Source organism: Mesorhizobium sp. CA12 (assembly GCF_020165255.1).
In the GTDB taxonomy this organism is placed as follows: Bacteria; Pseudomonadota; Alphaproteobacteria; order Rhizobiales; family Rhizobiaceae; genus Mesorhizobium.
This window is the reverse complement of the sequence record NZ_JAIUHT010000001.1, coordinates 428,111-441,421: the sequence shown is the minus strand read 5'-3', so window position 1 is coordinate 441,421 and position 13,311 is coordinate 428,111. Positions and strand designations below refer to the sequence as shown.

Here is a 13,311-nt window from a genome sequence, read left to right as displayed (position 1 = left end):
AGGGTGCGGAGGTGCTCCCATGGTCGACGTCACACCCGCAGATGCCGTTCCACCCGCCGAAGTCGCGGAGATGGAACTCTATCATCCGCACAGTTGGTGGACGAAATACGTCTTTTCACAGGACGCCAAGGTCATAGCAGTCCAGTATTCGGCGACGGCCATGGCTATCGGCCTCGTCGCGCTGATGCTGTCCTGGTTGATGCGCCTGCAGCTCGGCTTCCCCGGCACGTTCGATTTCATCACTCCGGAGGCCTACTATCAGTTCATCACCATGCACGGCATGATCATGGTGATCTATTTGCTCACCGCGCTCTTCCTTGGCGGCTTCGGGAATTATCTCATTCCGCTGATGGTCGGCGCCCGCGACATGGTCTTTCCCTATGTCAACATGCTGAGCTATTGGGTCTATCTGCTTGCCGTGCTGGTCCTGGTGTCGAGCTTCTTCGCGCCCGGCGGGCCGACAGGCGCCGGCTGGACGCTCTACCCGCCGCAGGCGATCATGACCGGCACGCCGGGCGGTCAGGACTGGGGCATCATCCTGATGCTCTCTTCGCTCATCCTGTTCATCATCGGCTTTACCATGGGTGGCCTGAACTATGTGGTGACGGTGCTGCAAGGCCGCACCCGCGGCATGACCTTGATGCGCCTGCCGCTCACCGTCTGGGGCATCTTCACCGCCACGGTCATGGCGCTTCTGGCCTTCCCGGCACTGTTCGTTGCTTGTGTGATGATGCTGCTCGACCGTCTGCTCGGCACTTCCTTCTTCATGCCGGCAATCGTCGAGATGGGCGAGCAACTTCAGCACAATGGCGGCAGCCCGATCCTGTTCCAGCATCTGTTCTGGTTCTTCGGCCACCCGGAGGTCTACATTGTGGCGCTGCCGGCCTTCGGCATCGTGTCCGACCTGATCAGCACGCATGCGCGCAAGAACATCTTCGGCTATCGCATGATGGTCTGGGCCATCATCGCCATCGGCGCGCTGAGCTTCGTGGTCTGGGCGCACCACATGTATGTCAGCGGCATGAATCCTTATTTCGGCTTCTTCTTTGCCACCACGACGTTGATCATTGCGGTGCCGACCGCGATCAAGGTCTATAACTGGGTGCTGACGTTGTGGCGCGGCGACATCCACCTCACCATACCGATGCTGTTCGCGCTCGCCTTCATCGTCACCTTCGTCAATGGCGGCCTGACGGGCTTGTTCCTCGGCAACGTCGTCGTCGACGTGCCGCTGTCGGACACGATGTTCGTCGTCGCACATTTCCACATGGTCATGGGCGTCGCGCCGATCCTGGTGATCTTCGGCGCGATCTATCACTGGTATCCGAAGGTCACCGGACGGATGCTGGACGAGACACTCGGCCGCTTCCATTTCTGGATCACCTTCCTCGGCGCCTACCTGATCTTCTTCCCCATGCACTATCTCGGCCTGATGGGAGTTCCGCGGCGCTACGCCGAACTGACCGACATGAATATCATGACGGAATCGGCCCACCATCTGAACTCGTTCATCAGTATCATGGCCTTCATCGTCGGCTTCGCCCAGATGGTGTTCCTGTTCAACCTGATCTGGAGCATTCGCCATGGCCGTGAGGCCGGCGGCAATCCGTGGCGGGCAACGACGCTCGAATGGCAAACGCCTGAGACGCCGCCGGCGCACGGCAATTTCGGCAAGGAACTGCCGATCGTCTATCGTTGGGCCTACGACTACAGCGTGCCGGGTGCCAAGGAGGACTTCATCCCGCAGAACGTGCCGGGCTCCTTCGGCCCCTCCAGGGAGCCGGCATGAGCGTCATCCTGGTCTTCATGTTGGTGATCGCCGGCTTTGCCGGTTGGTGGCTTTCGCACCAGCGGTTGACAGCCAAGCCGTGGCTGGAGCAAGGCGAGGCCGCGGACGTCGTCGGCTTCGACCGGTCGTCCCTGCCCACCGCCAAGATCGGCCTCGGCGTCTTCCTCGCCGTCGTCGGCTGCCTGTTTTCGCTGTTCACCAGCGCCTATTTCATGCGCATGGGCCTGTCGGACTGGCGGCCGCTGCCGCTGCCGCGCCTGCTTTGGCTCAACACCGGCGTGCTGGCGCTGAGCAGCGTCGCGCTGCAATGTGCGGTGGTCGCCGCGCGCAGAGGCCAGGTGGACATGGTAAGGCTCGGTCTTGCAACGGCGGGATTGACCGCCCTCGCCTTCCTCGCCGGCCAATTGATTGCCTGGCGGCAGCTGACCGAGGACGGCTACCTGTTGGCCTCCAACCCGGCCAACAGCTTCTTCTATCTGATCACGGCGATGCATGGCCTGCACATACTCGGCGGGCTGGTCGGCCTTGGCAGGACGAGCGCCGGCGCCTGGAACGGAACGCGGCGGGAGCGGCTGCGCCTCAGCGTCGAGCTGTGCGCCATGTACTGGCATTTCCTGCTTTTCGTCTGGCTATGCATCTTCGCCGTCCTGGCCGGTTGGGCGGCGACGTTCGTGAGCATTTGCCAACGGCTGCTGACCTAGGAGACTGGCGATGGCCGAGACCACACTGACGCATACCAGCCAGATGGATCGCCCCCAGGGCTTGCGCGGGATCGCCGCCGACTGGGCCTCGGATCAGCGCGCGTTCAAGAACGTGTCCTGGGGCAAGGCCATGATGTGGATCTTCCTGCTCAGCGACACCTTCATTTTCGGTTGCTTCCTGCTTTCCTATATGACGGCGCGGATCTCCACGCGCGTGCCGTGGCCGAATCCAAGCGAGGTCTTCGCCTTGCGCATCGGCGGCTCGGAGATCCCGCTGATCCTGATCGCCATCATGACGTTCGTTCTCATCTCGAGCAGCGGAACCATGGCCATGGCGGTTAATTTCGGCTATCGCCGCGATCGTCGCAAAACCGCGATCCTGATGCTATTGACCGCCGCGCTCGGCGCGACCTTCGTCGGCATGCAGGCCTTCGAATGGACCAAGCTGATCACCGAAGGGGTCCGGCCGTGGGGCAATCCCTGGGGAGCCGCGCAATTCGGCTCGTGCTTTTTCATGATCACCGGCTTCCACGGCACGCACGTCACGATCGGGGTGATCTTCCTGATCATCGTGGCGAGAAAAGTCTGGCGTGGTGACTTCGACACCGGCCGGCCCGGCTTCTTCACCAGCCGCAGGGGCCGCTACGAGAATGTCGAGATCATGGGGCTCTATTGGCACTTCGTCGACCTGGTCTGGGTGTTCATTTTCGCCTTCTTCTATCTGTGGTGAGAAGGCAGTCTTTGTTGAGAGGCAGACATGGCTGAAGCAACCGCAAACGGTCTCGGACAACACGCGCTGCATCCCAACGACGCAGCGATCGTCGCCAAGACGGAGACGCATCAGGAGCACCCGATCAAGCTCTATCTGGTCGTCTGGGCGTGGTTGTTCATTCTCAGCACCTGCTCCTATCTGGTCGACTATTTCGGCCTCCACGGCTATCTCAGGTGGTCGCTGATCCTGATCTTCATGATGCTCAAGGCAGGACTGATCGTCGCCGTCTTCATGCACATGGCCTGGGAGCGGCTGGCGATGATGTATGCAATCATCCTGCCCCCGATACTGGTGCTGGTTTTCGTGGCGATGATGGTCTTCGAGGCCGACTATACGCTGCTGACTCGTATCGCGTTTTTCGGGCCTGGCCCCTGACACCCGATGCGGGGTCCAGCCGCAGCATGACGGGCCGGGGACGGCCGGTTCCGATGCCTTGAAACAACAGGCCGCCGGCCCATTTTGGTTTGGCGTATGCGCCGTGAACTCAAGCAAAGGACGCGGACAATGACGATAGCAAACAGACTGAGAAACTTTATCGACCGCAAGGGCATCTCCTACGATACCGTGGGGCATCATCGAACTGCCACCAGCAGGCAGGCCGCCATTGCCGCGCACGTGCCCGGCAGCATCATGGCGAAGTCCGTGGTCGTTCACCACGAACTCGGTTATGCGCTGGCCGTGGTGCCAAGCACCCACAGAATCGAACTCGGCAAGCTGCAGGACGTCATGGACAAACGCCTCGGCCTCGCTTCCGAAGACGAAGTGGTATCGCTCTTTGACGATTGCGACGTCGGCGCCATACCGCCGATCGGTGCGGCTTATGATGTGCCGGTCATTCTGGACGAAAGCCTGCGTGATGCCGCCGATATCTATTTCGAGGGCGGCGACCACAAGACGCTTGTGCATGTCAGCGGCAAGGATTTCTGCAACCTGACGACGGACGCGCGCCAGGCGCGGTTCAGCTATCCGGCCTTCTGACGCATAGAGGCTCCCGCCGCTACGTCACGGCAGGGCCTGATTGCTTCGACGGTCTGGGGCAGCCGGCGGCTCTACGACCTTGCGGTAAAAACATGCCAGGCGAGGACCAGCAGCACGACCGCCAGTCGTCCAGGGCTACTTTTTCGGTATTCTCAAGATGCGAAGGTGAACGTCATGGACACGCGGACGCTTCTCATACTCGGCCTTGGCATAGTCATTCTGCTGCTATTGGGTTTTTTTGCGCTCCCGGCGTGACGGTGCTGGGGGCGATATTCATCTGCGCAACTGCCGGCGTCTTCCTTCCGGATAAGCAGGCGACCATCAAAAGAGTCTGGACCGCGGTGTTTATTTAGAAAACTGCTTCAGGTAGGCGATGACGTTGGCTATGTCCTGATCGTTCTTGAGGCCGGGAAACGCCATCTTCGTCCCTTTGACCATCGCCTTGGGGTCGTGAAGATATTTTGTCAGCGTAGGCTCGTCCCATTTGATGCCGGATTTTCCGGCCTCGACCATGGCCGTGGAATAGGTGAAACCGGGATGCGTGCCCGCGGTGCGCCCGATGACGCCGTGCAGAGACGGGCCGACCTTATTCTGGTCCTGGTCGGCAATGTGGCAGACCTTGCACTTGGTGAACACCTTCTCGCCTGCGGCGGCGTCTTGCGCCTGCGACGGACTTGCAAAAAAGGTCGTAGCTGACAAGACGATGAAAAGTGCGGTTACGCGCATGGCACTTCCTCTCTGATCGTCATTTACGTCGGACGGCCCGCGCCACGCTGGCGTATCCCGCATGGCGGGCGACCGCGTCTCTTCAGTGGAATTGCGGCACCTACATACCACAGAATCGAACCAATAGGCAAAAATTGCCGGCCTGCGAAGGCTTAGGCCATGCGCCGAGGACTAACTGCCCAAAAAGCGGTCCAAGCCTTCTGAACGGCGACGGTCAGGGCGGGTCGGTATTGCAGCTTGCCGCGATCTGCCCGATCACGTCCGAAAGGCCCGCAAGCTCGAAATCGGCCTCGCCGCGTCCCGACAAAAGGCCGAAGCGCCACGACAGCGTCAGCCGGTTCGCTGAAGCCAGACGCTTGATGCCGTCGTCTCCATCCCTGACCAGTGTTCTGCCGCGCGGGCCGACCGACCAGCTTTCATCGGTTTTGCCGCCGCCGTCGACCGCGACGGAGATGGTGATCTTGCGGCTGGCGGAGACAGCATCGTTGAGCTGGAGCCACTCGCTCCAGCGTGGTTCGCCGTCGGGCCGGCAAGCCAATGTCAGCACAGGGCTGTAGCCCAACGCTCCGCCGCCGGTGATCAGCTTGTTGCTGGCGTGGAGCGACGCCGTGATCTGACCATCATTGCCGGCGCCAACGCTCCAGTTGCCGAGAGCCGGCTCGGCCCGAGCGACACCGGCGGCTGCGGCAAACATGAGCGCCGCGGCGACGACCACGTCTCTCATCGTGAATCCCAGCCTCACCAATGCCTCCAAACACCCGCGAATGCGATGAAGCGCAGATAATGTTCAACCGTTGGTATCGCCAGCGGCAGGCCTTCAAGACAAGTTGTCTGTGTTGCCGCGCCGCCACAATAAAGTAGCTCCTAATGAAAAAGGCCGCCCGGAGGCGGCCTTTCGAAGTCTCGGCATTGAAACCTGTTACTCGGCTTCCTTGGCGGCTTTTTTCTTCGGCGCGGCCCTCTTCTTCGGCTCTTCCGCCTCGCCGGTGGCTTCGCCTGCCTTTGCTTCGCCAGCCTTTGCGTCGCTTGCCTTGGCTTCGGCCTTCTTCGAGGAAGCCTTCTTGGCCGGCTTCGCCTTAGTCGCGGTTTCGGCCTCCTCGTCGTCGGCCATCAGCTCGTCCTTGCCGACCTTGACGTCGTTGACCGAGATCTGGCCAAGCAGATAGTCGACCACCTTCTCCTCGAACATCGGCGCGCGCAGCGCGTTGATGGCTTCCGGGTTGCTGCGATAATACTCGAAGGCTTCCTGCTGCTGGTTGGCCGGGAAGCGGCGCACCTGCTCGAACAGGCCGCGCTGCAGTTCCTCGTCCGACACGGTGACGCCGGCCTTCTCGCCGATCTCGGCCAGGACCAGACCGAGACGCACGCGGCGCTCGGCAAGGCGCATATATTCGGCGCGCGCTTCTTCTTCCGTCGTCTCTTCGTCGGCGAAAGTGCGGCCGGCGGCTTCCAGGTCGCGGTTGACCTGGCCCCAGATGTTGTTGAACTCGGCCTCGACGAGCTTCGACGGCGCCTCGAAGGAGTAGGATGCGTCGAGCTGGTCCAGCAACTGGCGCTTCACCTTCTGGCGGGTCATGGAGCCGAACTGGTTCTCGATCTGGCCGCGCACGATCTCGCGCAGGCGCTCGAGCGATTCCAGGCCGAGATTCTTGGCCGTCTCGTCATTGATCTCGAGCGCGCCGGGCGCCGACACTTCCTTGACGGTGACGTCGAAGGTGGCTTCCTTGCCGGCCAGATGCGCCGCCTGGTAGTTTTCGGGGAAAGTGACGGTGACCTGCTTCTCGTCGCCGGCCTTCGTTCCGATCAGCTGCTCCTCGAAGCCCGGGATGAACTCTTTCGAGCCGAGGACCAGCGGCTGGTCGGTGCCGGCGCCGCCGGCGAAGGCCTCGCCGCCGATCTTGCCGACATAGTCGATGGTCACACGGTCGCCCTCGGCGGCCTCGCCGGTCTTCGGCTCGTAGCTGCGCGCCGATTCAGCGACGCGTTTGACCTGATCCTCGACTTCCGCGTCCGGCACGTCATAGACCTGGCGCGTCACCTTGATGTCGGAGAAATCCTTGATCTCGATCGGCGGGATGACTTCGTAGTTGAGGCTGAATTCGAAATCGGCGCCGCCGGCCAGGATCTTCTCGGCCTCCTTCTCGTCCTCGGTCATGATCACTTCGGGCTGCATGGCGGCTTTTTCGCCGCGCCCCGAGATGATCGAACGGGTCGAGTCGTTGAGTATCTCGTTGACGACCTCGGCCATGAACGACTTGCCGTACACCTTGCGCAGGTGCTGCACCGGCACTTTGCCCGGGCGGAAGCCGTTGATGCGCACCTTGCCGCGGGCATCGGTCAGCCGCGCCATCAGCTTGGCTTCCATGTCACCGGCCGGCACGGTGATCTTGATCTCGCGCTTGAGACCGGAGTTGAGCGTTTCGGTGACCTGCATCCTAGAACCTTTGTTTTCAACAATGAGACTGCCGAACGGTTTTAGCCGTTTACAGCCTGCCGGTATGATCTTGCCGGAAATGGCTTTTGGGACGGAACCTGGCAATTTGACCGCGAATGCGGCTCAAATTCTCCTGAACTGCGCCTTGCCGGATGCGAATAAGTCTTTGTTTTTCCTATAACTTTTCACATCTTGCGAAAGCGGAAACTCACTTTCCGTCACATTCGACACGCCTTTTGTCACAGGCTAGGCTAATTTTCAACTATCTTCGCTCCAATGCATGCCGCCCAAAACTGCGCAGCGGTTTTGGGAGAACGGCATGCATCAAGACTAGGCCTGAAGCGCGTCACCCGAGCCGTTTCGACACGACCCGCTTTAGCCGGATAAGCATACTTGAGCGCCGACATTGACAGAATGATGGCTACATGGGATTGCCGGGGAAAGCGGATGTGGCGGAATTGGTAGACGCCCTGGATTTAGGTTCCAGTGCCGAAAGGCGTGGGGGTTCGAGTCCCTTCATCCGCACCATCCTTCGCTCTTCGAGCTTCGGACGGCAGGACCACCACCTCGAAGAGCCGAAGGTGTCCTCCGAAGTCTTGGCGAAGGAGGACCGCAGCTATCTCCTGGGGGCGCAAGCAAGGCCCTCACGCTCTCAGAGACAATCCCGCTTTGCGCATCCGATGCGCTTGAAATAGTCCTTTAACAGGTTCTTACTTGCAATAGGCGGGTCGGGGCTCGGTCAGATTGTGCGTGTAACTTCTCTAATTGTGGGGGTTGGGTCAGCTCTCGCGGCGGCGTCTCAGGTTGAGGCTTTGGAGTACACTTCGGCTTCTCTTCCGGGTCAGCTGCCAATGCTCATTGTCTCCGGTGAGTTTAGCGCCAATGAGTCCTTGAACGGCTTCAGCCGCGCGGTTGCGAGCAGCGGGGCCAAGGTGATTGTATTCAACTCCCCTGGTGGCAATGTCGGCGGTGCTATTCGTTTGGGGCGTATGATCCGCGCAGCAGGGTTGGATACGCTTCAGGTTGGTCAATTGCAGTGCGCTTCAGCCTGCTCACTGGCCTTCCTGGGTGGCATCCACCGTGTTGCCGAACCAAGTTCCATCGGCATCCACCGGGCGTTTCTCAAACCGGCTGACGGGATGTCCACCGAAGAAGCGAAGGCCCGCGTCCAGCTCGGAACGGCTGCAATCACGTCTTATGTGGTCGAGATGGGAGTGGACCCCAAGCTGATAGAATTGGCTTCGAGCTATGGCAAGCATGACATAAGATATCTATCGGCCAGCGAAATGGCTGACTTGCATGTGACCAATGCCGCAGCGAACCAGTCGCCGGCAGATATTTCACAGGTGTTAACGAGGCCAAATCCTGCGCCCGTGTCCGCTCCTGCACCCGACGCCAGGCAACTGCCGGAAAGCATTGCGGTCGCCTTCGTCAGGGATCTCATCGAGCATCATGGCGACAACGACGATTTCGCTCTTGCCCAAGTTCAGGCATCCTACGCTCCCAACGTCGATTATTATGGCAAGCTGACGAACTTGAGGTCGATCGTTCAGGACAAGAGGAACTATTACCGGCGATGGCCTGAACGCGGATATAGCGTCCGCAAGGACAGCATCGTGGTCAACTGCACTAACGATCGCTGCATGGTCTCGGGCGTCTACGACTGGGTTGTGCGCAGTCCCTCGATACACAAGCAGGAAAAAGGCGTGGCAAACTTTAGCTACGCGATTTCGATCGGTCCCTATCCCAAAATTATCGCAGAGACAGGGAGTGTCCAGCGATAAGCGGGACCACCGTTAGCGCGGACACAGACGTAAAGCCCCTATACACTTAATAAAGCGGCTCCTCGAACAGCGTCTTGTCGCCGTCCATCAGCGCCTTGATCTGTGCCGTGCCGTCTGCCGACAGCGCGAGCTTGAGGCCGAACGGCCGCACGCGCATGTCGTCCTGGATCGCCATTCCTTCGCCTTCCGGCAGATAGAAGCGGTCGATCCCGTAGTCGGGCGCGATCGTCGCTTCCGGATCGCTGAGGCCCCAGCCTTCCCCGACATGGCCGGCAATGTCTGCTTCGTCCGCGCCGGCCGGTACCGGCGCTTTGCCGAACCACGCCGCGGTCGGCTGCCAATAGCCGTCGGAGCCCTTCTTCAACCGCACCACGATCGCTGTGTCGTCGCTGGAGAACTTGCCTTGCGGAAGGTTGACGATCAGCTTCACCGGGATGCGCGAAATGTTGTTGTTGAGCGAGATATAGTCGCCGCGCAGGAGGTCGCGCGGGTCGACCGGTTGGACTTTCAGCAGCACTTCCTTGCCGTTGCGCAGGATCGCGGCCCGGCCGGCTATGATCCAGCTGAGAAAGCCGATCTGGACGAGCGCCAGCACCAACGCCGAGATGATCAGCTTCTTGCCGGTCATGCTGCTGCTCCTGTCTCGGCGGGCGCTCTCATGCGCTTCTCGATACGGATGATGATCAGCGCCAGTACGCCGAGCAGCACGGCAGCCGCCAGGAAGAAGCCGGCCGTATCCAGCATCGAAAGCAAGGTGACGCTATAGATAATGGCGAGTTCGAAGGCGAAGCCGGCATAGGCCAGCCAGCGCAGGCCCCTGCTCTCGCGGCCGGCCAACATGATCGCCGCCACGATGCCGGCAAGCGCTACGATCGAGGCGAGGGCGAAACCGCTGTTGTAGGTGCTTTCATCCGCCAGCTCGAACTGGATCATCGCCATGCCGGTGACGAAGCCGAGCAAAGCGTGCAAGGACAGCCGGCCGCCGAGTTGCAGGATCCTGTCGATTGGATCGCCGGCAAAGACCGCGGCCGCAAAGAGCAGCATTGACGCAATGGCCAGCGACACGGCCACCGGCAGCGTGTCGTGATCCGTCGCCAGCAGAACCAGATAGAGAATGACAGACAGAATGATGAGGTGGCGCGCTGCCCGGCTGCGCGTCCAGAACGAAACGGCGAACAGGATGATCGCCATGACGATGAAGAGATGAGGAATTTCCGCGCGCCAGTAGAAGCCGACCCCCTTGAGGACCAGCCAGGCATCGGCAATGCCAACCGCAGCCACCGTCAGTGGGTTCGAACGCAGCGCTACTGCCGCCAGCGCGGTGCCGGCGCACCATGTCACCAGCGCCGAGGCCTCGTCGCCAGAAAGATGGTACATCTGGCCGATCAGCGCGATCGATCCGCCGAAGGCGGCGGCTGCAATGATCCACAGCGCCTCGCCGATCGCGGCATGGTCGCGCGTCTTCAGCACCGCGCCGCCGACATAGCCGGCCAGGATGACGGCGAAAAGCGCCGCCACGCGAACGACACGCGGAATGGCCTCCCAGTTGGCGGCGACGAAAATCAGGATCGCTGCGCCGAACAGAAGCGCCGCCATCATCGCCAGGATCGAGCCGAAACTCAGCGGCGCGCGCTCGTTGGCAGCGACGTCGAGCGTCAATGCCTCCGCCGTGGCGGGATCGATCAGCCCTCTCTCCCGCCAGCGGGCGATATCCGCCCTTAGCCGTGTCGTATAGCTCGCCATGCTTTCCCCCAAAGCCTGGTCATTTCCTCAACCGGGGCAGCCAAACCGTTGACGCGGCGGCACTTTCCGATTCGGCCTTCTTTGCGACGCAGGCGTGAACGGCCGTTAATGTTGCATTGCACAATTTGCATTGCTGCCATGCGCCAACGGCACTTTTAAACCGATATGATCCCACCTATTTTCTGTTCGTACACAAACGGAATGATCCGAAGTTAAAGACGAAACGAGAACTACCATGAACCTGATCCGCAACTACCGCAACTGGCGCCGCTACCGGGACACCGTCTCCGAGCTGAACCGCCTGTCGAACCGTGAACTGACCGACCTCGGCATCAGCCGCAGCGACATCCACTACGTCGCCCGCAAGGCGGTCTAATCCGCTTCGGACCGCAAATGGTCCGAACCAGTTTTGAAGAGAGTTAAGACAATGAACCTGATCCGCAGCTATCGTAACTGGCGCGTCTATCGCGACACCGTTGCTGAGCTGGGTCGGCTTTCGAACCGCCAGCTCCACGATCTCGGCATCGTTCGCGACGAGATCAAGATGGTCGCCCGCAAGGCGATCTAAGCAAGGCATTTCGCCAGGGTCGACCTCCTCCCCGACCCTGACGGATACGGCCAACCCTCACCTCCTCCCGAGGGTTGACCACCAAAACGGCGCCCGCCGGACCTCCTCCCCCGGCGGGCGTTGTTCCCGAAGCGAACGCAGTTCGTCTTCGAAGGCTTCGCCCCTTCTCAAAGGCGAAAAGAATTTTCGTCCTCAAGGGCGAAAGAGATTTCGTCAAAGCCGACCTCCTCCCCGGCGATGACGAATATGGTCGATCTTCACCTCCTCCCGAGGATCGACCCCCAAAACGACACCCGCCGGACCTCCTCCCCCGGCGGGTGTTGTTGTTTCTGGCGCAGGCACCGGCCACCTGCGTTCTCGGCCGGCAATTGCAATCGCGTCCCCAAGCGATTATTCCGGCGCTCATGAGCAAAAATCCCATACACGTCATCGGCGGCGGCCTCGCCGGCTCCGAAGCCGCATGGCAGATCGCGCAAGCCGGCGTCCCGGTCGTGCTGCATGAAATGCGCCCGGTGCGCGGCACCGACGCGCACAAGACCGACGGCTTGGCCGAGCTGGTCTGCTCCAACTCCTTCCGCTCCGACGACGCCGAAAACAACGCTGTCGGCCTGTTGCACGCCGAAATGCGGCTTGCCGGCTCGCTGGTCATGAGTGCCGGCGATGCGAACCAGGTGCCGGCCGGCGGCGCGCTGGCAGTAGACCGTGACGGCTTTTCCGACGCGGTCACCGCGAGGATCGAGGCGCATCCGCTGATCACCATCCAGCGCGAGGAAGTGCCGGGGCTGCCGCCCGAGGATTGGGACCAGGCGATCATCGCCACCGGCCCGCTGACGGCGCCTTCGCTGGCGCAGTCGATCGCCGAAGCTACCGGCGCCGATGCGCTCGCCTTCTTCGACGCCATCGCGCCGATCGTGCATTTCGACACGATCGACATGAACACAGCCTGGTTCCAGTCGCGCTACGACAAGGTCGGTCCAGGCGGCACCGGCAAGGACTACATCAACTGCCCGATGGACAAGGAGCAGTATCTCGCCTTCGTCCAGGCGCTGCTCGACGGCCAAAAGACCGAGTTCAAGGAGTGGGAAGGCACGCCCTATTTCGACGGCTGCCTGCCGATCGAGGTGATGGCCGACCGCGGTGTCGAGACCCTGCGCTACGGGCCGATGAAGCCGATGGGGCTGACCAACGTCCACAATCCGTCGGTCAAGGCCTATGCGGTGGTGCAGCTCCGGCAGGACAATGCGCTGGGCACGCTCTACAACATGGTCGGCTTCCAGACCAAGCTGAAGCATGCCGAGCAGGTGCACATCTTCCGCACCATCCCTGGGCTTGAGAACGCGGACTTTGCGCGTCTCGGCGGCCTGCACCGCAACACCTACATCAACTCGCCGACGCTGCTCGATCCTTCGCTGCAGCTGAAATCGCGCCCCGGCCTGCGCTTTGCCGGCCAGATCACCGGCTGCGAAGGCTATGTCGAAAGCGCCGCCATCGGCCTGCTCGCCGGCCGCTTCGCCGCCGCCGAACGCCTCGGCCAGGCGCTATCGCTGCCGCCCTCGACCACCGCCTTCGGTGCGCTGCTCAACCACATCACCGGCGGTCATATCGTCTCGGATGACGAGCCCGGCAAGCGCTCCTTCCAGCCGATGAACGTGAATTTCGGCTTGTTTCCGCCGGTCGAGGCGCCGAAGACCGAAGGCAAGCGCCTGCGCGGCAAGGACAAGACCGTCGCCAAGCGCCATGCCATCACCTCGCGCGCTCTGGCCGATTGCAGGGCATGGTTGGGGCTGCCCGCACGGGCCGAGGCGGCCGAGTAACT

At 61.4% G+C, this 13,311-nt stretch carries 14 protein-coding genes and 1 tRNA gene; 10 read left to right on the top strand and 5 right to left on the bottom strand.

Annotation, left to right across the window (positions count from 1 at the left end):
• Positions 1-19: 19 nt before the first annotated feature.
• The 5 genes from ctaD (at position 20) to LB520_RS02055 (ending at position 4,240) form a co-directional block, all read left to right on the top strand.
• The gene (gene ctaD / locus LB520_RS02075; RefSeq protein ID WP_095765041.1) at positions 20-1,789 is read left to right on the top strand and encodes a cytochrome c oxidase subunit I; all 1,770 of its coding nucleotides are present in this window, start codon (positions 20-22) and stop codon (positions 1,787-1,789) included.
• Positions 1,786-2,490, top strand: a complete 705-nt coding sequence (locus tag LB520_RS02070; protein WP_224636254.1) for a cytochrome c oxidase subunit 3 — start codon at positions 1,786-1,788, stop codon at positions 2,488-2,490. The genes ctaD and LB520_RS02070 overlap by 4 nt, the downstream gene beginning before the upstream one ends.
• A 10-nt stretch (positions 2,491-2,500) precedes the next feature.
• The gene (locus tag LB520_RS02065) at positions 2,501-3,220 is read left to right on the top strand and encodes a heme-copper oxidase subunit III family protein (protein WP_095765039.1); all 720 of its coding nucleotides are present in this window, start codon (positions 2,501-2,503) and stop codon (positions 3,218-3,220) included.
• Positions 3,221-3,247: 27 nt separating this feature from the next.
• Positions 3,248-3,637, top strand: a complete 390-nt coding sequence (locus LB520_RS02060; protein WP_224636252.1) for a cytochrome C oxidase subunit IV family protein — start codon at positions 3,248-3,250, stop codon at positions 3,635-3,637.
• A 129-nt stretch (positions 3,638-3,766) separates the two neighbouring features.
• Positions 3,767-4,240 carry an aminoacyl-tRNA deacylase gene (locus tag LB520_RS02055; protein WP_224636532.1) on the top strand — a complete coding sequence of 158 codons (474 nt, stop codon included), beginning with the start codon at positions 3,767-3,769 and terminating at the stop codon, positions 4,238-4,240.
• A 345-nt stretch (positions 4,241-4,585) separates the two neighbouring features.
• Here LB520_RS02055 and LB520_RS02050 read toward each other — a convergent pair whose 3' ends face one another.
• The 3 genes from LB520_RS02050 to tig form a co-directional block, all read right to left on the bottom strand.
• A complete protein-coding gene (locus tag LB520_RS02050; protein ID WP_224636531.1) occupies positions 4,586-4,966 on the bottom strand; it encodes a c-type cytochrome in 381 nt (126 codons plus the stop codon).
• A gap of 214 nt (positions 4,967-5,180) precedes the next feature.
• Positions 5,181-5,690 (bottom strand): hypothetical protein, encoded by a 510-nt coding sequence (locus tag LB520_RS02045; protein ID WP_224628202.1) that lies wholly within the window; start codon positions 5,688-5,690, stop codon positions 5,181-5,183.
• A gap of 195 nt (positions 5,691-5,885) precedes the next feature.
• Positions 5,886-7,400 carry a trigger factor gene (gene tig, locus LB520_RS02040; protein ID WP_224636249.1) on the bottom strand — a complete coding sequence of 505 codons (1,515 nt, stop codon included), beginning with the start codon at positions 7,398-7,400 and terminating at the stop codon, positions 5,886-5,888.
• 443 nt (positions 7,401-7,843) lie between these two features.
• On the opposite strand from tig, the gene LB520_RS02035 reads away from it, so the two are divergent.
• Both LB520_RS02035 and LB520_RS02030 read left to right on the top strand, forming a co-directional pair.
• A tRNA-Leu gene (locus LB520_RS02035) sits at positions 7,844-7,928 on the top strand.
• 323 nt (positions 7,929-8,251) lie between these two features.
• Complete coding sequence (locus LB520_RS02030; protein ID WP_224636248.1) at positions 8,252-9,184, top strand: hypothetical protein; 933 nt, start codon at positions 8,252-8,254, stop codon at positions 9,182-9,184.
• A 46-nt stretch (positions 9,185-9,230) separates the two neighbouring features.
• Here LB520_RS02030 and LB520_RS02025 read toward each other — a convergent pair whose 3' ends face one another.
• Complete coding sequence (locus tag LB520_RS02025; protein WP_224636246.1) at positions 9,231-9,812, bottom strand: GDYXXLXY domain-containing protein; 582 nt, start codon at positions 9,810-9,812, stop codon at positions 9,231-9,233.
• Complete coding sequence (locus LB520_RS02020) at positions 9,809-10,927, bottom strand: DUF2157 domain-containing protein (protein WP_224636245.1); 1,119 nt, start codon at positions 10,925-10,927, stop codon at positions 9,809-9,811. The genes LB520_RS02025 and LB520_RS02020 overlap by 4 nt, the downstream gene beginning before the upstream one ends.
• Positions 10,928-11,162: 235 nt before the next feature.
• Here LB520_RS02020 and LB520_RS02015 point away from each other — a divergent pair, with 235 nt between their 5' ends.
• From LB520_RS02015 to trmFO, 3 genes are all read left to right on the top strand, one after another.
• A complete protein-coding gene (locus LB520_RS02015) occupies positions 11,163-11,303 on the top strand; it encodes a DUF1127 domain-containing protein (RefSeq protein ID WP_095765031.1) in 141 nt (46 codons plus the stop codon).
• Positions 11,304-11,354: 51 nt separating this feature from the next.
• Complete coding sequence (locus LB520_RS02010; RefSeq protein ID WP_071031998.1) at positions 11,355-11,495, top strand: DUF1127 domain-containing protein; 141 nt, start codon at positions 11,355-11,357, stop codon at positions 11,493-11,495.
• A 404-nt stretch (positions 11,496-11,899) separates the two neighbouring features.
• Entirely contained in the window at positions 11,900-13,309 is a 1,410-nt protein-coding gene (gene trmFO, locus LB520_RS02005) for a methylenetetrahydrofolate--tRNA-(uracil(54)-C(5))-methyltransferase (FADH(2)-oxidizing) TrmFO (protein WP_140840446.1), read from the top strand.
• Positions 13,310-13,311 lie beyond the last annotated feature (2 nt).